This window comes from Janibacter sp. GXQ6167 (assembly GCF_041365945.1).
GTDB lineage: Bacteria > Actinomycetota > Actinomycetes > Actinomycetales > Dermatophilaceae > JBGFSK01.
Genome location: NZ_JBGFSK010000002.1, coordinates 101,289 through 120,924, shown reverse-complemented (window position 1 = coordinate 120,924; position 19,636 = coordinate 101,289). Strand labels below are relative to the sequence as shown.

The window sequence follows — 19,636 nt, the reverse complement described above, 5'->3', positions numbered from 1 at the left end:
TTGAATCGTCCTTCACCGCCCACGTCAACTGCCCTGGCACACAGCGATCCTGCCCAGGGGAAGTCGGGATCCACCCTGCGAGATCGCCGTCTCGGGGAACCAGTCCCACGTTTGACCGGAACGGGCCCAGAACCACCACGTGTTTTCCTGCCCGGAGAGATACTGCGGGTTTTCACGGCTCGGGAACTGGCGCTGGCAGACGATCGCGACCTCTCCCTTGGAGAGGTAGACCCCGGTCTCGTAGCCCTCGGTCCCCCGGAAGACGTCACAGTTGCCGACGGGATAACCCGCCACCTTCGAGCCCGCCGATCGGCATTCCTTATGGGTCGAATCACGGATGACCTCGGCGCTGGTCGCGGCCCTGGGGGCGTTGGCATCACCGCTCGCCTGCCACGGAAGGTCGACCGTCGGTTCAGCCGAGGTCGTGGCGGGCTCACCGGCCGTCGCCGTTTCCGTCACGGTCGAGGTCCCAACCTCTGCGATGGGCTGATCATCGGACCCCAATGCGTTCGCGACCAGCAATAGTCCAACCAGGCCGGCGATCAAAGCCACCGCGATGACGGCAATCAGCACTCCGACGGACCGCTTCTTTCCCTCCCCGCCTGTCGCGCTGGGCTCGAGCGGCGCATTTGCCGAAGGGTCTGACCACGGACCGTGCGCGGACTCGGGAGGAGTCGACGCCTCCGGGTGCGGAGTCGACGGGGTCGACCCGCCCTTCGAGAGGCTCAGGCCACCGCCGCGGGGCGCACCGCACAGACCGCAGAACGCCCCGTCCACGCGAGATCCACACGTCTGACAGTCCATACTTGAGCTCCTTGGTCCCTCGGCAGCGCTAGCGCGAGTTCGTGCCCGCACGGCACGTCGATCCCCTTCGACCCTATGGGTCTTCGTGGCCGACGACTATCGGCGAATCCATTGAGTCCACTGCTGCCTATGGGCCAGTCGACTCTGTTGCGGTTTCGAGGTCGAGACCGCTGGTTGACTTCCCCGGGTCCAGGCCCGTGCTGGGCCCGCCTGACAGCGAGTCGGTCGCCTCCGCGATCATGGCGGCGGTAACCGGTGGGATCTGCGGGCCCTTCGGGACGGGACCGGCATCCTGCTCGCCGCCTCCCGAACGGTTCACCGCGAACCAGATGGCCCCTGCCGCGAGGGCGATGATGAGGGCGCCGACCATTCCCACCACGAGCAAGCCGCGCCGACTCGCGGACTCCGCAGGGGCGGCCGGGCGTGTCGAAGCGGGTGAACCAGGATGGTTCTCCCATCGCGCGGTGGGCTGGCTGGCGGGAGGTTGGCCCTGCCCGGAGGGTGGTCCGAGCGGGGCCGTGCGATCCGAGACCGCCCGACGGACGGCCGTTGTGCCCTCGGCCTTGTCGGGTGGCGGCGGGACCGGCTCGGTGTCGCTAGCCGGCCGAGCCGCGGTGGTGGACTCGTCCGGCTCTCGATCCGAGGGCGAGCTCATTGGACCGTGACTCCCGTGAAGGAGGGCAACCCCGCCCCCAATTGAACGTCGACCGTGTCCCCCTTCGGCGCGGGGAAGACGGCGTAGTAGTACGTGGGCTTGCCGTCATAGAGGTTGACTCCGCTCGTGCTGGTCGCGACGTCGGTCGAGTCAGCCTTCAGCGGCGAGTACCGCAGCAGGTTCGGTGCATCCAGCAGGTTCGGCGTGAAATTCCCGAGCGCGGAGTACAGGCTGACCGACTCGGACTTCGCCCCTTCGGACATGGTCGGCGTCACCGACAACAACAAGGTGGCGGTCTCGCCGTTGCGGCGCAATGACAGGAGCGACACCTTGGCTTCGCTCAAGGGCTTATCGACGGCGGTGATGACATGGGTCGACAGCGCTTTGGGCGGGTTGTTGGCGTCGATTCCGGCGTCGGCCGCGCCGTTATCGCTGCGGGCGTCCCCGCTGACAGTCGACCCGCTCTCGGGTTCGCCCTGGCTCGTGCACCCTGCGATCAGCACTGCGGTCATCGCGGCGGCGCTTGCCAGTGCCACTCGTCCACGCTTGATCATCGAAAGCCCCTCCACCACGACTGATCTGTTGATCCGAGGCACACCGTATCGGTTGGCGAGCCTCGCCATCCGAAGCCTTGTTGCCCGGTCGGACCCGGGGAGTTGCCCGGGTCCGACCGATGGTGCCTCTTACGGGGTCTCGTCCGAAGGGGGCTTCGCCGGCTGCCCGTACGACTGCCCGTAGCCAGGCTGCGCCGGAGGCTGCGAACCGGGCTGACCGTAGGCCTGCTCGCCGTACCCCTGCTGCGGCTGACCATAAGCCTGCTCGCCGTACCCCTGCTGCGGCTGACCATAAGCCTGCTGGCCGTACCCCTGGGGCGCAGGCCCATAGCCAGATTCGCCCGCGGATTGCTGGCCCGGCTGCGCGTACGGCTGCTGGCCATACCCCTGCTGCGGCGGCTGACCGTAGCCCTGGGGCGCCTGCCCGTAGCCCTGTTGGGGGTACCCGCCGGTCTGAGGCTGCTGGGCAGCATTGGCGAGAGTCTGTTTGATGAGCGGAGTCACGGCGAGGCCGAGCAAGGCCAGGCCGAGCAACAGCCACGGCAGCGGACCGATCAGCGGACTCGCCGACCGGTCATCGCGACCGATGAGGAAAACGATCGCGACCACCGCGATGAAGGCCCCGGCTCCGGTGGCCGCCATGACGCCTCGCCGGGGGTCCTTCCCGAGCGTTGCCGCAGTGGCGAAGCACGCCGCGGCCGCGAGCAGTGTGAAGACCGCCGAGCCCACCAGCCACGAGTCGAGGTCTCCCTCGGTCAGGACCAGGATCAGCACCAAGGTGATAAACCCGATCGCGAAGACGATCCCACTGATGCGCGCCACACCAAGAATCCAGGTCGTGAGGGCACCCGTGCCCGCGAAGGGAGCAGGCTGCTGCGCGTCGATGATCGGTGGGGCGAGCGCCGCGGTGAGCGCGAGGACCGCGAAGAGCATGCTCGATGTCGACATGCCGAAGGGCGCCGGACCGTAACCGTCAGCGAGCGCGGTGCTCCCAAGACCCACGAAGACGAAGGAGGCGATGACCACAGCCGTGAGCGCCGCGATTCCGGTCCACATCACCGCGTTACCGCGCTGCGCGGCGAGGATCGCGAGCCCGAGCGCGACGCCGATGACCGCGACATGGATCACCTGCAACACGATGGCAAGACTCGCGACCTTGCTGCTGTAGTCGAAGGCACCCATGTCACTGAGGTCCATCGCCAACTTGATGACCTCGTAGATCCCGAGCAGGACCGCGAGAGCACCGAGGGCCATCACCGCCCAGGTCCACAGCTGACGAGCGGAGGCGACCCCACGGTCGCCGGACTGGAGCGCGAGGACCGCGCCAGCGCCCGCCACGATCAGGCCCGATCCGAACCCGCCAATGTCCTGAGTCAGGGCGCGGATGACCTGGATCACGATGGTGATCAGGAGCGGCGCCACGAGCCCGAATCGGATGAGTCGGACCAGGGTCGGGGTCGACCGGCCCCGCATCGCGAACATCGTCACGTACGGCACGAAGCACGCCAGCGCGGCGAGGAGCACGAAGAGGACGTAGCCCACGTGGATGTCATAGGACGTCCAGGTCAGCCCGAGGGAGGACAGCAACAGCACGAGAGCCAGGCCATCGCGCACCATTGCGGGCCACTGCCCCTTCAGCAGCGCCCCGACGTCGATCGGCGGCGCGCTCTGCTGAGGAGCCCCGTAGCCCGGCTGCCCGTACCCCTGCTGGGGGTAGCCGTGCGCCGGCTGCTGGCCGTATCCCTGCGGAGGGCCCCACTGCTGCGGCGGGCCCTGCTGACCCGTCGGTGCGGGCGGCCCCGCGGGCGGGGGCGGGCCCCAGGCTCCGGGCGTGGAGCCGGGCTGGTCGGACGGACCGCCGGGGTAGGCGGGAGGGTTCGTCATGGCATCTCTTCCGGTGTTGGTGGCGTCAAGAGGTACCGCGACCGACCGCCTGTCATCCCTCGGCGATCGGGATCGCGCTTCCCCCTTCGCTCCTACCGTAACCGGATCGGGGCCTGGGAGGGCAGCATGGGTGGGCAGTGGACACACGCTAAAGGGGGTGGAGCGCACTCATCGTGCGCTCCACCCCCTTTAAGGGTGCAGGCGTCAATCAGCCGGCGACGACCTCGAGGGCGACCTCGGCCTGGACGTCATCGTGCAGACGCACAAGAGCCTTAGCCGGGCCAACCGCCTTGATCGGGGTCGGGATCTCGATGCTGCGACGGTCCAGCGAGGGCCCGCCAGCGGCCGTGACGGCCTCGGCGATCTCGCGGCTCGTGACGGCGCCGAAGAGGCGACCGCTCTCGGACGCGTGCGCCGAGACGGAGTAGGTCTGCCCCTCCAGGTTGCCCTTGATGGACTGGGCCTCTTCAAGGGACTTCACGGCGCGGGCCGAGCGGCTCGCGGCGATCGAGTCGACCTGCTTCTGGCCGCCCTTCGTCCACGCGGTGGCGAGGCCACGGCGGAAGAGGAAGTTGCGGGCATAACCGGGCTTGACGTCGACGATGTCACCAGCAGTACCGAGGTTGGTCACCTCGTGGGTCAGGATCACCTTCATGTCGTTTTAACTCCTTTACCGGTGATCAGCGGTTGCTGGACGAGTACGGCAGCAGGGCCATCTCGCGGGCGTTCTTCACGGCCCGCGCGATGAGGCGCTGCTCCTGCACGGTCACGCCGGTCACGCGGCGGGCGCGGATCTTGCCGCGGTCCGAGATGAACTTGCGCAGCAGCGCCGCGTCCTTGTAGTCGATGTTCTCGACCTTCGCCGCCTTCAGCGGGTTGGCCTTCTTCTTGGGCTTACGCACAACGGGCTTGGCCATCGTGGTGCTCTCCTATTCGGGTGAGAGCCCGAGGGTGTGCCTCGGGATGGGTATTGCGTTTAGTTTTCGCTGAACCGCGCGGGTTGCCCTGCGAGGCTCGACGGGGGTTAGAAGGGGGGCTCGTCGTAGCCCGGGGCATTGCCCCAGCCGCCGCCGTTTTGGCCGCCCTGGCCTCCTTGACCGCCCTGGCCACCGGGGTTGCCCTGCGGGGCGCCCCAACCACCAGAGGTGCTCTGGCCACCTTGACCACCCTGCGCCGGAGCGGCCTGCTGGCCTCCACCGGTCGCCCACGGGTCGTCCTGGCGAGCCTGGCCACCCTGCTGGCCGCCGGCGTTGCCGCCCCAGCCACCCTGGTTGCCACCGAAGTTGCCGCCGCCGCCGCGCTGGGTCTTGTTGACCTTGGCGGTGGCGTAGCGCAGGGATGGGCCGACCTCGTCGACCTGCATCTCCATCACGGTGCGCTTCTGACCGGATTCCTTGTCCTCCCACGAACGGGAGACGAGGCGCCCAGAGACGATGACGCGGGCGCCACGCTGGAGCGATTCGGCGACATTTTCCGCCGCGTCGCGCCAGACCGAGCAGCGCATGAAGAGCGTCTCGCCGTCTTTCCACTCGTTGGTCTGCCGGTCGAACTGTCGCGGCGTGGACGCCACGGTGAAGTTCGCCACGGCCGCACCGTTCGGGGTGAAGCGCAGCTCGGGGTCACCGGTCAGGTTCCCGATGATGGTGATGACGGTTTCGCCTGCCATGTGCGGTTCCTTCTCGCGTTTAAAGAGCGATCGCTTGGTTCAGCTGGTGGGTCGTCGACCGGATGTCCTCCGGCGTCGGACCGAAGAGAGTGCTTAGGCGTCGGCGCGCAGGAGCTTGGTCCGCAGGACCTGCTCGCTCAGACCCAGCTGGCGGTCGAGCTCCTTGCTCGTCGCCGGCTCGCAGGTGAGGTTCGCGACGGCGTAGATGCCTTCGGCCTTCTTCTTGATCTCGTAGGCGAGGCGACGGCGACCCCAGTGGTCGACGTTGTCGACGGTGCCGCCATCCTTGGTCACCACGGTGAGGAACTTCTCGAACGTCGGTGCAACCGTCCGCTCGTCGAGCTCGGGGTCGAAGATGACCATGAGTTCGTACTGACGCATGCTGATAACCCGCCTCCTTCGGTCTTGGCGGTCACGGTCTTTCCGTGACAGGAGGGTTGTGCATCGAGTCCCCTTGGGCACGGCGGAACCGCCGACCACAAGTGGGGACCGACCAAGGGTAGCCGCCAGACCCGCCTCGCCCGAAATCCCGGTGTCTCCTGCCTCGATCATCCGCGCCACGCGAGGCCCCCGGGGAAGGGAGATTCGGCGGTGGATCGTTCGGCGCACCTGGGAGTCGATGTGGACAACCTGGTGATAACAAGTGGATGGCGCCGTCGCGGGGTGCTCACCGCTGAAACGAGGCCCGCTCCGCGCATCCGTGACCTCCGGTCGCGGGAACGGACACCGGACGCGGACACAACCGCGCCCCATTCCCCCTTCCCCGCCAAACTTGTCGCCCGCCTCCCACCGTCCGCCGCCCCCACCCGGAAACGGACACCGGACGCGGACACAACCGCGCCCCATGTCCTTTTCCCCGCAAGCACCGGCGACTGGGCCGCGAGTGCTCCGGTCATGCCGAACTGCGCCCGGTCCGGCGAGCTCGACGTACGGCGGCGACCATCACTTCGGGGCGGTCCAATTCCGAGGTCATGAAGCGCACCATCGGATACCCGAGCGCACGGATCCGGTCCTCGCGCCGCTTCTCGGCGATGAGAGCGGTCCGCCCTTGCGCACCCCCGTACTTCACGGCACCGTCGATCTCGGTGACCACCCCATCCACGAGCAGATCGGCTCGCCCAATCACCTCGCCATCGTCGTCGCGAATCTCGTACTGCGGGATGACCTCAAATCCCTGGTCGGCGAAGATCACCCTCGCCCTGCTCTCGCCACTGGACTCGGACCGACGATCAGCACCTTCGAGAATTGCCTCGGCGATGCGATGGTCCTTCGGGCGGCGGGCGCGTTCGGCAAGGGCATGAGCGACGTCGGTGATCGTGCACCTCGCGTCGTGCAAGGCCGCATCGAGCGGGACGATCGCGGCCATGACTCCGGAACGCAATCCCACCTGAGCGATCGCGTCGGGGATCGACACGCACCGGAAACCGTCGGCGATCTGCGGATCATGTCCTTCCCAATCTGGATGGACGCGAAGGGCGCCGGCCACGCGGACTCGATTGACCGGACCTAAGAGGTCGACGGTGCTCATCGAGACGCGGTAGAGCCGGAGACGGTGCAGGGCCAGGGCGCTCTGGTACGCAGCAATCGACCCTGGCCGCGACCGCATGACGGCCCGCACCCGAAGTGCCAGGCGTTCCTCGGGATGCGCCGCCACCCACGCAGCGCCGAGCACGTAGGCATCGCGCCGGACGCGAACAATGTGGCCCCCGCGAAGGAGCCGCCGCAGGTCGGGCTGCTCCAGCCCCAAAGTCGCGGCGTCCCGCGCAGAGAAGACCATCCCGCGCGATGCGGCGAATGCATGTAGTCGCTCGTCCATGCCGATGCATCATGCTCCGCTTCGGTAAACCGCGCGCCGAGTTATCCACAACGACAGCGCCGGGGGCGCTGACCGTCGCGAGGGGGGTCGTCGGCCCCCTTCGGCGACGGCGGGGAAACGGACACCGGACGCGGATACAACCCCGCCCGGCCGCTATTTCCGCGGCACGACCCGCCCGCCAGCACACCCCCTCCACCGGTGGCGGGGAAAGGGACACCGGACGCGGATACAACCCCGCCCGGCCGCTATTTCCGCGGCACGACCCGCCCGCCAGCACACCCCCTCCACCGGTGGCGGGGAAAGGGACACGAGACGCGGATACAACCCCGCCCGGCCACTACTTCTGCGGCAGCAGCCGACGCCGAGGAGAAGAGAGGAAGCCGGTCACCCGCCATCACGAGACGGGCGGGGAACGGACATCGGGCGCGGATATAGCTGCGCCCGAGCACCTTTTCCGCGGCACGAACCCGCCGGGGGCCGTTACTGCGTCCGGGCGTCGACCGATTCGTCGGGGACCGCCATCACGGCCGCGCCCGGCGCGAGCATGGGGAGCGCGTCCGATGTCGCATCGGGGCGCAGGAGGGGATGGGTGTTGCGGTTCGGGACGTACCAAAGGCTCCACAGCAGCAGCGCCCAGCCCCCGGTGCGAACCACCAGAATCACCGCGTACCACGCGCCCGGCAGCGCGCGCTCGGGAGCATCAGCGGCAGGGATGTGAAGCCACAGGGCGGTCGCGTGCAGGGCCTCGACCGCGACGAAGAACAGATGCGCGCGCCACGAGATCCCGGCCGCGATCGCGAGGGGCAGCACCCAGAGCCCTGCCTGCACCGGCACCGCCTTCCCGAAAATCACCATGATCGGCACGATCACGGCGGCCACCTGCGCCCAGGTCGGCGCGGCCCAGGACACCCGCGCGAAGCGAATGCCGACAACCACGGCAAGCACCACCCCCGCCAACGCGACCGCTGTGGCGAGCCCGACCGGAAGGGGGTAACCGGCGGCCTGCGGGATATAGAGCGGCGAACCGTAGCCCGGTCCGGATTCCCACCACGCGCGCACCGGGCCGGTCACCAGCGCGCCGCGGGTCAGATAACTCAGCGCATAGCCGGCAGCCGCGGTGAGTGCCGCGAGGCCCAGGGCGCGCACGGCCCGCTCAGCGTGCCCCCACCGCAGGGTGCTGAGCGCGAGCGCCACCGCGGCGATCGCGACCCAAGCGTGCGCGAGCATCCCGAAGCCCAGGAGCACCCCGACCGGGACGACCTTGCCTCGCGCCCAGGCGAAGAAGGCGGCCACGACCAGAAGGGCGACCAGGGCGTCGGCCGAGAGCAGACCCGCGATCACCCACATCGGGGTGAGCGCCATCTGCGTCGCAAGATCGAGGCGGTCGGGGTGGAGCATCCCGACCATCCAGGTTAGGGCCATCGCGACCGCCGCGATGATGACGGTCCACAGCGCGAAGTACCAGCGCGTCTGGTCCAGCGCGCTCGCATCCGGCACGAGTCCTCCAACGAAGGACATCACCGCCGAGAGCAGGGGTAGCTGCTCAAAGACGGTCGGTCCGGATCGCCAACCGTCGAGACCGGCGTTCATCCCGGCCAGGGAGTACTGCGCCGGGAGGTCGGTGAAGCACCCCCGCCAAAACTGATCGTTGCCGTTCCACCCCTTCTGCAGGCAGTCACCCTGCCGCAGGACAGCAATCGACAGCGGAACCACGGTCAACGCGACGATGAGCGGCAACAGGGCGCGCACCGACTGGGACGCCGCGCTCGCGCGGCGTCCCAGGGGACCCCCGATCAGGGCGTTGGCCGAAGGGGGGAGAAGGTCACGTCCCACCTAGGGAGTACTCGGGGCTTTCGGCTTCTTCCCGGCAGGCGCCTCGGGTGTCGTCGGGGTAGAGGTGGTTGGGGCCGTCGTTGTGGTCGGGTCCTGGGTCGGGGTATCGGTCGTCGGTTCTCCCGTGGGAGTCGTCGAGGTGGTGGTCTCGGTCTTGCTGGTCGTCGAACTCGACGTCGAGGTCGAGCTACTGGACGTCGTCGTGGACGTCGACGTCGGGCGGGACGTCGACGGGGGCGGCGGCGGGGCCGTCATCCCCGGCGAGGGCTTGCCGTCTTGCGGCCGGTACTGGACGTTGCCGGGGGGCGGGAACTGCGCCACCGGCTCACCGTCGAGCGCCGCCTTCATAAAGTCCGCCCAGATCAGCGCGGGAAGCGAACCACCAGTGATCTCACCGAAGCCGGGGATGTTGTGCAGCCGGTTCTTCTCGGTGAGCGAACCGTCACCCTTGTAGATCCCGACGGCGGTCGCGAGCTGGCCCGGCGTGAAACCGTCGAACCAGGCGGCGTAGTTATCCGAGGTCGTCCCGGTCTTGCCCGCGAGCGGGCGCCCGAGTTGCCCGGCCGTGCCGCCGGCGGTACCCCCGGCGGTCGCGACCCCAGAGAGACCCTGGATCGCATCGCGCGCGACATCCTGCGGGAAGACCCGCTTGACGTTCGGCTTGGCCTTGTAGTCGAGCTTGTACGCGCCGGTGCCACTCACCGATCGGATCAGGTAGGGGTCAGCGCGCTTGCCCTCGGCAGCGATCGTCGCGTACGCGTTCGCCATGTCGATGACTCGCACCGAGTCGGTGCCGAAGGTGTTGGCGGGGGTCTTCGAGAGTGGCACCTCTTCCATGCCGTTATAGGCGTGGACGCCAGCGGTCTCGGCCGCCTTGGCCGTCGCGCCCGGGCCAACCGCGAGGTTGAGCTGGGCGTAATAGGTGTTGACCGACTTCATCGTCGCGGTGCGCATATCGATGACGCCGTACTGGCTGTTGCCGTAGTTCATCACGCCGCCCTGCTGCTGCACGGCGGTGCCCTGCGACTTGAACTCCGGGGCGTAGAAGGGGGAGGCACCCGAGTACTTCGTCGAGAGGGGAATCCCCTCTTCGAGCGCGGCCACCATGGTGAAGGGCTTCATCGTCGATCCAGCCTGCATCGCCGACTGGGTGGCCGAGTTATAGAAGCTGCCCTTCTCGCCATACTTCGGGCCGCCATACATCGCCCGGATCGCCCCGTCGCCCGGCTTGATCGCGACGAGCCCCACGTGGAGGTCCTTGCCCTCCGGCCCGGTCGGCATTTGCTTATCGACCGCCGCGACGGCTCCGGCCTGGGCGTCCTTGTCGATCGTGGTGACGATCTTGAAGCCGCCGCGATCGATGTCGGCGTCGGTGAGATCCAGCTTGGACTTCAGCTCCCGCCGAACTTCCTGGGTGATGAAGCCGATGTCCGAGGTGTTAGTCGTCGACCGCTTAATCGCCTTGGTCTTCGGGAACTCGGCCGCGTCCCGCTCCTGCTGGGTGATGAAGCCCTGGGTGACCATGCCGTCCATCACGTAGTTCCAGCGATCCTTCGCGGCGGCCTCCTGCTCCGGTCCGAGACGGGGGTCGTACAGGGAAGGACCGCGGATCACCGAAGCGAGCAAGGCCCCCTCGGGCACCGTCAACTTCGAAGAGCTCTTCCCGAAGTAGGCCTTCGACGCGGTCTGGATGCCATCGGCGCCGCGCCCGAAGTAGATCGTGTTGAGGTAGTTCTCCATGATCTGGTCCTTGGAGAGCTCCTTGTCGATCTTCACCGAGATCAAGATCTCCTTGGCCTTACGGCTCAGGGTCTGGTCCTGGGTGAGGTAGAAGTTCTTCACGTACTGCTGGGTGATCGTCGATCCGCTCTGCGTCTCGCCCCCGCGCAGGGTGGCCCAGGCCCCGCGGACGATGCCGCTCACCGAGATGCCGTCGTTGTCGTAGAAGGTCCGGTCCTCCGCCGCGATGAAGGCATCCTGGACACCCCGCGGGATCTTGTCGATCGTGACGGACTCGCGGTTGACCTCCGCGATCCGGTCCATCGGGGTCTTGCCATCCGCGTAATAGATCGTCGACGCCTGCTGGATCGCGCGGTCCTGCGGCTTCGGGATATCGGTCCGCAGGTAGGCCACCGCCACCGCGACCACACCGAGCACACCGAGGATCACCAGGGCGAGCAGGCCGCGCAGCAGGTATCGGCGCAGGCGTCCGCCCTTGCGCTGCTTCTTGGCGCCCCGGCGACCTGGTCCGGAGGCGTCTTTCCGGTTGCGCGCGGCGCGCGCTTCGGATCGGCTGTTCGCAGTGTTCGACATGACGACAATCTCGTGGAAGGGGGCAAAGGAAAAGGGCAGCCTCGGACCCATCGCGCCGTGGCCGTCTTTGATTATGACCACGCACCCTGTGATTTGGCTGCGTCGGCCATGAGAGGAACGCCCCACCCTACCGGCCTACCCCTCATCCGATCTATCGGCTCGATATATCTGGTGTAGGGTGTGCTGCGGCGTTGACCCCGTCACGCCCCCTCGAGCCACCCAGCGACCGACGAAGGAGAAGCAAGCATGCGCCGTCGTGACTTGCTCGACTTCGCCATCTTGGGCCTGCTCCACGAGGGACCGCTGCATGGCTACGAACTGCGCCGCCGGCTCAACGACGCCCTCGGCGCCTTCCGGGCGCTGTCCTTCGGCACGCTCTACCCGCGGCTGAAGGCCCTGCTTGAACGTGGCTGGCTCGTCGAAGACCGCTCTCAGGCGGCGCCCGGCAAGCGGCCGCGAATCACCTACGCCCTGACCGATTCCGGTCGGGAGCACTTCGCCACCCTGGCCGCACAGACCGATCCGGCCGCTTGGGACGACGAAGGCTTCGACGTGCGGTTGGCCTTCTTCGGCCACACCGAGCGAGATGTGCGGCTGCGGATCCTCGAAGGGCGTCGCTCCCGGCTCGAAGAGCGGCTCGACTCCATGCGTCGCGCCACCTACGAGTCACGTGAGCGCATGGACACCTGGACCACCGAACTCCAGCGTTACGGCGAAGAAACGACCGAGCGCGAGGTCCGCTGGCTCAGCGAACTCATCGAGGCCGAGCACCACGGCACGACCAACCGGCCCCCCGCCTCCGGTCCCGAACAGGCGAGCAGCAATCCCCCTTCGTCCCCCCACGACCAAGATCAATAAGGAGTAAGTCCATGAGTTCCATCCGCGTCGCCATCGTCGGCGTCGGCAACTGCGCGAGCTCGCTCGTCCAGGGTGTCGAGTACTACAAGGACGCCGACCCGGCGGGCACCGTCCCGGGCCTCATGCACGTCCAGTTCGGTGACTACCACGTGAGCGACGTCGAGTTCGTCGCCGCGTTCGATGTCGACGCCAAGAAGGTCGGCAAGGACCTCTCCGAAGCGATCAACTCCAGCGAAAACAACACCATCAAGATCGCCGACGTCCCCGAGACCGGCGTGACCGTCCAGCGCGGCCACACCCTCGACGGCATCGGCAAGTACTACGCCCTGACGATCGAAGAGTCGAACGAGTCGCCGGTTGATGTCGTGGCTGCGCTGCGCGACGCCAAGGTCGACGTGCTCGTCTCCTACCTGCCGGTGGGCTCGGAGGAGGCCGACAAGTTCTACGCGCAGTGCGCGATCGACGCGGGCGTCGCCTTCGTCAACGCGCTGCCGGTCTTCATCGCCTCCGACCCGCAGTGGGCCGCGAAGTTCGAAGAGGCCGGCGTCCCGATCATCGGTGACGACATCAAGAGCCAGGTCGGCGCGACGATCACCCACCGCGTCATGGCCAAGCTCTTCGAGGACCGCGGCGTCGTGCTGGACCGCACGTACCAGCTGAACGTCGGCGGCAACATGGACTTCAAGAACATGCTCGAGCGCGACCGCCTGGAGTCCAAGAAGGTCTCCAAGACCCAGGCCGTCACCTCGAACCTCAACGGCCCGCTCGCCGGCAAGATCGAGGACAAGAACGTCCACATCGGCCCGTCGGACTATGTCGCCTGGCTCGATGACCGCAAGTGGGCATACGTGCGCCTCGAGGGTCGCGCCTTCGGTGACGTGCCGCTGAACCTTGAGTACAAGCTCGAGGTGTGGGACTCCCCCAACAGCGCCGGCATCATCATCGACGCGATCCGCGCGGCCAAGATCGCCAAGGACCGCGGCATCGGCGGCGCCCTGCTCTCCGCCTCCTCCTACCTGATGAAGTCCCCGCCGGAGCAGCGCGAGGACACCGAGGGCCGCGCGCGCCTCGAGGCCTTCATCGCCGGGGACGAGCCCCGCTGATCGCCTCTTCGCGACGCTCCCGTTCACGACGCTGAAGGGGGTGAGCTTGACCGCTTCGGTCGGCTCACCCCCTTCTCGCGTCTGAGGTTCGGTCGAAGGGAGTCAGCCCTTAGTCGGCCGGCCCGCGGCGACGTGCGCCAGCCAGCGATCGACGATCGCGAGCTCAGCGGTCGTGAAGCCGGTGCGGAGCCACTCGTTGAGGTCGTCGACCGCCTCCAGGCCGAGGGCGCACTCGCGCTCCCCCGCCGCCGTGAGGGTGAGTGCGCTCGCCCGGCGGTCATGGACGGCCGCGGCTCGCTCAACCAGTCCTGCGTCGGCGAGGCGACCAAGGAGACCGGACATCCCCGCCGGTGATCCCCCGAGCGCAGCGGTGACCTCGGCACCCGACGCGCCGGGGTGTCGTCCGAGATAGAACAGGACGCCGTAACCGCTCGCGCTGATCCCGCGGGTGGATCCTGACCGGATCTCACGGCGAACCGATTTTTCCGCGCGGGCGAGCCCATCGATGAGCCGCGGGGCGCTCACGAGCGCACCCGGTCGTCGAGCCACGCGAAGAGCACCGGCCAGAGGGTCTCGGCGAGCTCCGGGCGCAGGAAATCGAGATGGCCAATCGCCCGAGCGCCAAACTCCTCGGGGGCGTAGGTTCGCCGCTCCACCTCGGCGTTCACGAGCCGGTCGGTGATGGCGTCGATCTGTTGCGGGGTGGCCCAGGGGTCGTCGGTAAAGCCGACCGCGAGGACGGGGCCGCTCACCCTGGCGGCCCGCGCGGCAGCCTCCATGCTCGGGTCGTCGAAGAAGTAGTGCCGCTTGCGGGTCCAGCGCGCCCAGTCGAGCCACATATCGCGGGGCGCGTCCTCGCCCATCCGCAGCGCCTTGGTCGGGAAGTAGCCGAGCACGCGGGCCGCGAGCGGGCCCGGGCCGTTAAAGATCAGCCACAGCTTCGCGCGTTCGGCAAGGCCCGGGACCTGGCTCGTCACGCCGGCGTGCGACGCGATCGTGATGAAGCCGCGCAGCCCCGCCGATCCCCGATCGAGGGCGAGCGCGTGCCCGCCGACACTGTGCCCGAGGGCGACCATCGGCAACCCGGGCCACCTCTCTTTTGCCCAGTCGGTCACTGCGGGGACGTCCTCATCCATCCAGTCCCGCATCCGCACCGTCGCGTGGTCCTTGGCGCTCCCGCTCGCACCGCCGGTCCCTCGATAGCCATAGGTCAGCGTGGCGTATCCCCGGCGAGCCGCCTCTTCCCGGAAGGCGCGGTAGATCTTGGTCGGCACGCCCGTCGCAGGGTGGATGACCAGGACGGCCCGCGCGGCCGCGGGTGCGCTGATCGTGGCGCCCACGACGCCGTCGCCCACGGGGATCACGACGTCCTCAGTGAGGACACCCGATGTAGTTCGCATACGAACTAAAGTACTCCACCCGCCGAGATCCCTGTCTGCTCCCTTTCCTCACCAGGTAGGAAGGGGGGATGCGCCACCATCGTCATCCCCGCCGGCGGGCTTCCACTGATCGCCAGCGCCCCCGACGCTCGACCCGGGCCGTCACCATGCTCGCTCTCGCGGCGATCGGCGTGAGCGGATGTGCGAGCGATCCGGCTCCCCCGCCGGCTGAGCGCTCCACCACCGGGCCGACGGAGCCGAGTTCACCCGCCACGTCTGACCCCCCGTCTTCGGCCACCTCATCGAGCACCTCTGGAGCGCCATCGTCGTCGGCGACGCCGCGGTCACCTGCCCACGTCACCGACATCGATCAGACCGGGCGGGTCGTCGTCGGCACCATGGGTGACCTGTCGCCAGCGTCGGTGCAGGCCTTCGCCGACGCCCTCGCCAAGGGGTCCCTGCGGGAGATCGCCACGAAGTGCCCCGAACTCACCGCTCAGCAAATCACCGCCTTCGGGGCCAACCGTGGCGCGATCCTCCCCCTCCTCACCCAGCCTCCGAAGGGAGGGGAGTCGGGCCTTGCCTGGCGCGACGGAACGACCCGGGTCATCGTCGCCTGGCCGGACGTCGAGGCCGCCTTCGCGTGTCCGCGCCTCATCGCCTCCTAGCGCGAAGCGACCAGTGCCGACCTCACTTCGTGGCGGTGATCTCGACCCGGCGGTTGCGCTGCTGCGCTGCCTTGATGACGGCCGGCGATCCCTTCTCCTCGGCGGCCGGTTTGGTCTGCCCGTAGCCTCGAGCGGTGATCGTCCAGCCCGACCCGAGGCGCTTGGCGATTGCCGCCCGGACCGCTTCTGCGCGCCGCTTGGAGAGCGCGAGGTTGTACGACGCGCTGCCCTGGCTATCGGTATGCCCGGCCACCGCCACGGTGCGCCCATCCTGCGCGGTGAGGGCTTCGGCCGCGGCGTCGAGGCTCGCGTCCGCCTGAGAGGTCAGTTTGTCGCTGTCGAAGGCGAAGAGCACCTCGGTCGCGAGGTCAACCTTCACCTTCTCGCCGCGCTCGACCGTCGCGGCATCGGAGCGAGTGCGGACCGAGAACTCGGCCACGTCGCTCGTCCCCTCGGCGGCCTCCCCGGTGGTTGGGGCGCCAAAGATCGGGAATCCATCGGACGGTAGGACGACCACGGTGTCCCCGCCCGGATCGCCGAGATCAAGGTCAAGGCGCACCTGCTGATCGGCTGCCGGCATATTGCCGCCCGGACAGGATGCGTCCTTGGCCCACCCGCCGCGGGAACCGCCGATGACCATCACCGAGCGCAGGCAGCTCCCTTGTTCCCCGATCAGCGGCGGGTTATAGACACCCCGCGTATAGGACTCCTTGGGCTCCCCTGGTTGCTGGACCCGCACCCCGGCTGTGACCCGTCCGTCAGCACGTTGCAGCTCGTCGATGACGAGGGTCTGGGTGAGACCGAAGGGGGTCCGCATCCCCTCGGTCGGGGCGGGCTCGCGCACCTCGACCCCGGCGAAGGTCCCAAAGGGCGCGATGGTGAGGTCGACGGTCGTCGCGTCCTTCGGAGCGCTCATCACGACCGAGACGGGCAGCTGGGCGCCCTCAAAACCGGGCCGCACCGAACTGCAGAGGCAGTCCCCGTCGGCGTTGCGCACCGGGAGATAGGTGAGATCGTCACCCTTCGCCGTCAGTTCGACAGAGGAGAAGTCCCCGCCGCGGACCAAGGTGACATATCCCGGCTCGGCGTTGATGCCGATATCGACGGGGTCTGCGGGCGTGAGGACACCGCTTAGCACCACCCGGTCGTCGGCGATGCGCACGACCGAGACGAGACTGAAGGCGGAATCCCCCTTCGTCTTGGTCTCGACCACCTCGGGTTCCGGCCGAGTTTCCTTCGTTGGCAAGGCGTAATCGGTCCCGGGGCTCACGGACGGACTGGGTGACTGGCTGGTCTCACTGCTCGGAGCGCTCTCACCGCTGCCGGCAGGCGGGGGTGCCGGTTCGTTGGATGTGCAGGCCGTCGCCAGGGCGACGATGACCGCCACGGCAGCAATCCTCGTCCCGGTCCGTTTCGTCACGCGCCTCATCTGCTCCCCCTCTGGTCCCCGATTCGATGGGCCCGACCCCGCCTTGACTGCTGTCCAGTCTCACCCACTTCGGCCGTACGATATGTGGCATGAGTCACACCGTCGAATCCGAACTCGTCGCCAATGTCATCGCCGTGCGCGCCACGGTCGGGCAGAAGGTGCAGGTCGGCGACGAGTTGGTGCTGCTGGAGTCGATGAAGATGGAGATCCCGATCGTCGCCGAGTTCGCCGGGACGGTCGCCGCGGTCAAGGTCACCGTGGGGGATGTCGTCCAAGAGGGCGAGGGCCTGGTTGTCCTCGACGATTGAGCGTTCGCGGACGCGGTTAACGACGCTGGGCGCGGTCGTTACCCCGCCCGGTGACCGCTATCCCGTCCGATCCCGCGGCGACCACGCCGCGCGCAGGGGCGCGTCAGTCCTCGGACGGCGCGGCAGCCTTGGCGTGATCGATCGCGGCATCGAGCAACTCAAGGTCATCGACGGTCACCAGACGGGTCGAGAGCGCATGCTCGACGAGGCGCGCCTTGCGGTTGCTCGCGAGCTTCCCGGGCCCACCATGCAGGCCCCGCGTACCGGCATCGGCGAGCTTGCTGCAGACGTTGTCGAGCTTGCGGTTGAACTTCGTGAGGCGCCAGCCGATCCGTTCGGCCGCCGCGGCCGAGCTCGGGATCTCGCCCGCTCCAGCGGTCGCCCGCCGGAGGAAGTCCTCGCACAACACCACGATCAGCAGCCGCTGATCTGGGGTCAGGTCGACCCGCCCGACCGTGGTCTCACCACCGGCGGTCCGGGTCACCACGTCCTGCTCCACCGTCGCGAAGGACGGGGCATCCACCACGATGTCGAAGTCGTAGGTCGTCGGCCCGGCCGTGAACCAGACCGTCACCCGATCGAAGGCGAGCGGGATCCGCGCGCCAGGATTCAGCAGCGCCTGGAAGAGGCCGCGGGTATCGGAGACGGTCGCGGTCAGGGTCGTGCCGACATTGCTCAGCCACCACAGACCCCCTTCGTTCGTCACTTGCAAGAAGGTGCGGTGGAGGAAGGGGTTGTCGTCGATCTCGACATCACCCTCGCGCCCGATGAGCAGGGGCCGGTCTGGATCCGCCGGGGTGAGTTCCCCGCAGAAGTCGATCGTCACTCCGCTGCCGCTCAACTGCCTGCCACCTCGCATTTCGTCTCTGACCAGGCGGTTCGCTCCTGGCCACGCACCACCTGGACCTGCCCGCAGTGCTCCTTGCCGGCATCGACCGCGATCGCAAAACTCGTCTGACCCGCCGGGATCGTCGAGGGCGTCCCGCGGTCCATCCGGCTGGGGTCATCGGAGGTCCGGATACGGTACTGATCCCCGTCCTGCAGAGAATCGTAACTAAACGTGAAGGTGAGCTGACGCGTCTGCGCTTGGACCGAGAGCACCGGCGTACCGGGCAAGTTCGCCTCATCACCCGAGGCCGTCGGGTCGCTCGACCCACCAAAGAGCCCGGTCGCGCCGGCGATCACCCCTCCGATCCCGAGGATCAGGACCAGGCCGCCACCGATCAGGGCCGCGAGGACGCGACGGTCCTTCAGGCGATTGGATGTCGGCGGCGGCAACGGAAGGGGGGTGCTGCCGCTCGCCGGAGTCGAGAAGGGGGCGCGGGCCCCGCTGTCGGGGCGCGAACCACTGGACCTCGCGCCCAGCGGCTCCGGGAGAGGCAGGGGTGGAGTGAAGGGGGGCGGCGGCCCGCTCGGCTGCGAATCACCCAGGGTGTCGCTCGGCGAAACGGGCGGCGGGCGCTCGATCACGTCGGCGTGACCGGCCTCGTCGAGGACCACGATCGCCGTGCGCGGGAGTCGCTCGTCCTGCTCGATCTGCTGAAGCGAGCGCGCCAACTCCATCGCGGTTGCCGGTCGCGCTAACGGGTTCTTCGCCATGGCCTGCGCGAGCAGTCGCTCCAGCGACGAGGGCACATCGGGTCGACCGGTCATCGGCACCGGCATGGAGCCGATCCGGGCCATCAGCGCGTTGGTGTTGTTCAGGCTTCCCGGGACCTCGAAGGGGGACCGCCCGACGAGCAGTTGCCAGAGCGTTGCGGCGAGGGCATAGACATCGGCCCGGGCGTCGCCATTGCTGCGACCGAAGAGGACTTCCGGCGGCGCCCACGGCACCGAGACACCGATGTCATCGTCATCGTCGATGGTCGCGCGGCGCCCCGCGATGCCGAAGTCGGTCAGCGCCGGAGTGCCGTATTGGCTCACGAGGACATTGGCCGGCTTGATATCGCGGTGAATCACACCGGCGCGGTGAGCGGTCTCCACCGCGCTCGCCAACTGGATGCCCGTCCGCAACACCTCCGAGACCGAAAAGCGCGAGGTCTTCGCCCGTTGGGAGAGGTTCGGCGGCGGGTAGTACTTCATCACGAGGTAGGGCCGGCCGTCGGCGGAGGTGCCGGACTGGAAGACCTGGACGATATACGGGTGATCGGCGAGTTCGGCCATCGTGTCGGCCTCGTCGATGAACTGCCGTTTAGCCGTCGCCGTCATGCCGTCGGTCTTCAGCACCTTCACCGCCACCCGCATGCGGGGGCGCTGCTGCTCGTAAAGGAGCACGTCGGAGTAGCCGCCGGAACCCAGCGGTTTGACGTAGTCCAAGCCCTCGATCTCGGGCGGGATGGGGACGCTCATCGACGGTCGGCGACCCC

General features: G+C 68.2%; 21 protein-coding genes. 4 read left to right on the top strand and 17 right to left on the bottom strand.

The features are described 5' to 3' along the window. Nucleotides 1-24: 24 nt before the first annotated feature. The 11 genes from AB8K43_RS03425 to AB8K43_RS03375 form a co-directional block, all read right to left on the bottom strand. Nucleotides 25-573, bottom strand: a complete 549-nt coding sequence (locus AB8K43_RS03425; RefSeq protein WP_370891509.1) for a hypothetical protein — start codon at nucleotides 571-573, stop codon at nucleotides 25-27. Nucleotides 574-931: 358 nt separating this feature from the next. After that, nucleotides 932-1,174 carry a hypothetical protein gene (locus AB8K43_RS03420; RefSeq protein ID WP_370891507.1) on the bottom strand — a complete coding sequence of 81 codons (243 nt, stop codon included), beginning with the start codon at nucleotides 1,172-1,174 and terminating at the stop codon, nucleotides 932-934. 281 nt (nucleotides 1,175-1,455) lie between these two features. Continuing rightward, on the bottom strand, nucleotides 1,456-1,995 hold the full coding sequence (locus AB8K43_RS03415; protein ID WP_370891505.1) for a hypothetical protein: 540 nt from the start codon (nucleotides 1,993-1,995) through the stop codon (nucleotides 1,456-1,458). Between the two features lie 147 nt (nucleotides 1,996-2,142). Continuing rightward, entirely contained in the window at nucleotides 2,143-3,897 is a 1,755-nt protein-coding gene (locus tag AB8K43_RS03410) for a hypothetical protein (RefSeq protein WP_370891503.1), read from the bottom strand. A 208-nt stretch (nucleotides 3,898-4,105) separates the two neighbouring features. Then, the gene (gene rplI, locus AB8K43_RS03405) at nucleotides 4,106-4,552 is read right to left on the bottom strand and encodes a 50S ribosomal protein L9 (RefSeq protein WP_370891501.1); all 447 of its coding nucleotides are present in this window, start codon (nucleotides 4,550-4,552) and stop codon (nucleotides 4,106-4,108) included. Nucleotides 4,553-4,577: 25 nt separating this feature from the next. Next, nucleotides 4,578-4,814 carry a 30S ribosomal protein S18 gene (rpsR, locus tag AB8K43_RS03400; protein WP_370891499.1) on the bottom strand — a complete coding sequence of 79 codons (237 nt, stop codon included), beginning with the start codon at nucleotides 4,812-4,814 and terminating at the stop codon, nucleotides 4,578-4,580. Nucleotides 4,815-4,921: 107 nt separating this feature from the next. Next, a complete protein-coding gene (locus AB8K43_RS03395; protein ID WP_370891497.1) occupies nucleotides 4,922-5,563 on the bottom strand; it encodes a single-stranded DNA-binding protein in 642 nt (213 codons plus the stop codon). 93 nt (nucleotides 5,564-5,656) lie between these two features. Next, a complete protein-coding gene (gene rpsF, locus AB8K43_RS03390) occupies nucleotides 5,657-5,944 on the bottom strand; it encodes a 30S ribosomal protein S6 (protein WP_370891495.1) in 288 nt (95 codons plus the stop codon). A 511-nt stretch (nucleotides 5,945-6,455) separates the two neighbouring features. Continuing rightward, entirely contained in the window at nucleotides 6,456-7,379 is a 924-nt protein-coding gene (locus AB8K43_RS03385) for a type IV toxin-antitoxin system AbiEi family antitoxin domain-containing protein (protein WP_370891494.1), read from the bottom strand. Between the two features lie 480 nt (nucleotides 7,380-7,859). Next, nucleotides 7,860-9,212, bottom strand: coding sequence for a hypothetical protein (locus tag AB8K43_RS03380; RefSeq protein WP_370891492.1), 1,353 nt, complete (start codon nucleotides 9,210-9,212; stop codon nucleotides 7,860-7,862). Next, nucleotides 9,213-11,525 (bottom strand): transglycosylase domain-containing protein, encoded by a 2,313-nt coding sequence (locus AB8K43_RS03375; RefSeq protein ID WP_370891490.1) that lies wholly within the window; start codon nucleotides 11,523-11,525, stop codon nucleotides 9,213-9,215. Nucleotides 11,526-11,771: 246 nt separating this feature from the next. On the opposite strand from AB8K43_RS03375, the gene AB8K43_RS03370 reads away from it, so the two are divergent. Next, nucleotides 11,772-12,383, top strand: coding sequence for a PadR family transcriptional regulator (locus AB8K43_RS03370; RefSeq protein WP_370891488.1), 612 nt, complete (start codon nucleotides 11,772-11,774; stop codon nucleotides 12,381-12,383). Nucleotides 12,384-12,394: 11 nt separating this feature from the next. Beyond that, complete coding sequence (locus AB8K43_RS03365; RefSeq protein ID WP_370891486.1) at nucleotides 12,395-13,486, top strand: inositol-3-phosphate synthase; 1,092 nt, start codon at nucleotides 12,395-12,397, stop codon at nucleotides 13,484-13,486. A 102-nt stretch (nucleotides 13,487-13,588) separates the two neighbouring features. Here AB8K43_RS03365 and AB8K43_RS03360 read toward each other — a convergent pair whose 3' ends face one another. From AB8K43_RS03360 to AB8K43_RS03350, 3 genes are all read right to left on the bottom strand, one after another. Then, nucleotides 13,589-14,011, bottom strand: coding sequence for a MarR family winged helix-turn-helix transcriptional regulator (locus AB8K43_RS03360; RefSeq protein ID WP_370891484.1), 423 nt, complete (start codon nucleotides 14,009-14,011; stop codon nucleotides 13,589-13,591). Beyond that, nucleotides 14,008-14,886, bottom strand: coding sequence for a serine aminopeptidase domain-containing protein (locus tag AB8K43_RS03355; RefSeq protein WP_370891482.1), 879 nt, complete (start codon nucleotides 14,884-14,886; stop codon nucleotides 14,008-14,010). Before AB8K43_RS03355 ends, AB8K43_RS03360 begins: the two co-directional genes overlap by 4 nt. Before the next feature lie 82 nt (nucleotides 14,887-14,968). Beyond that, the gene (locus AB8K43_RS03350; RefSeq protein WP_370891480.1) at nucleotides 14,969-15,232 is read right to left on the bottom strand and encodes a hypothetical protein; all 264 of its coding nucleotides are present in this window, start codon (nucleotides 15,230-15,232) and stop codon (nucleotides 14,969-14,971) included. Between the two features lie 31 nt (nucleotides 15,233-15,263). Here AB8K43_RS03350 and AB8K43_RS03345 point away from each other — a divergent pair, with 31 nt between their 5' ends. Continuing rightward, complete coding sequence (locus AB8K43_RS03345; protein ID WP_370891479.1) at nucleotides 15,264-15,533, top strand: hypothetical protein; 270 nt, start codon at nucleotides 15,264-15,266, stop codon at nucleotides 15,531-15,533. Nucleotides 15,534-15,555: 22 nt separating this feature from the next. On the opposite strand, the gene AB8K43_RS03340 is transcribed toward AB8K43_RS03345, so the two are convergent. Beyond that, nucleotides 15,556-16,962, bottom strand: a complete 1,407-nt coding sequence (locus AB8K43_RS03340; protein WP_370891477.1) for an OmpA family protein — start codon at nucleotides 16,960-16,962, stop codon at nucleotides 15,556-15,558. 89 nt (nucleotides 16,963-17,051) lie between these two features. Between AB8K43_RS03340 and AB8K43_RS03335 the strand changes: the two genes are divergently transcribed. Then, nucleotides 17,052-17,270, top strand: a complete 219-nt coding sequence (locus AB8K43_RS03335; RefSeq protein WP_370891475.1) for a biotin/lipoyl-binding carrier protein — start codon at nucleotides 17,052-17,054, stop codon at nucleotides 17,268-17,270. A 103-nt stretch (nucleotides 17,271-17,373) separates the two neighbouring features. Here AB8K43_RS03335 and AB8K43_RS03330 read toward each other — a convergent pair whose 3' ends face one another. Both AB8K43_RS03330 and AB8K43_RS03325 read right to left on the bottom strand, forming a co-directional pair. Further along, a complete protein-coding gene (locus AB8K43_RS03330) occupies nucleotides 17,374-18,111 on the bottom strand; it encodes a hypothetical protein (RefSeq protein ID WP_370891473.1) in 738 nt (245 codons plus the stop codon). Next, nucleotides 18,108-19,619 carry a serine/threonine-protein kinase gene (locus AB8K43_RS03325; protein ID WP_370891471.1) on the bottom strand — a complete coding sequence of 504 codons (1,512 nt, stop codon included), beginning with the start codon at nucleotides 19,617-19,619 and terminating at the stop codon, nucleotides 18,108-18,110. Before AB8K43_RS03325 ends, AB8K43_RS03330 begins: the two co-directional genes overlap by 4 nt. Nucleotides 19,620-19,636 lie beyond the last annotated feature (17 nt).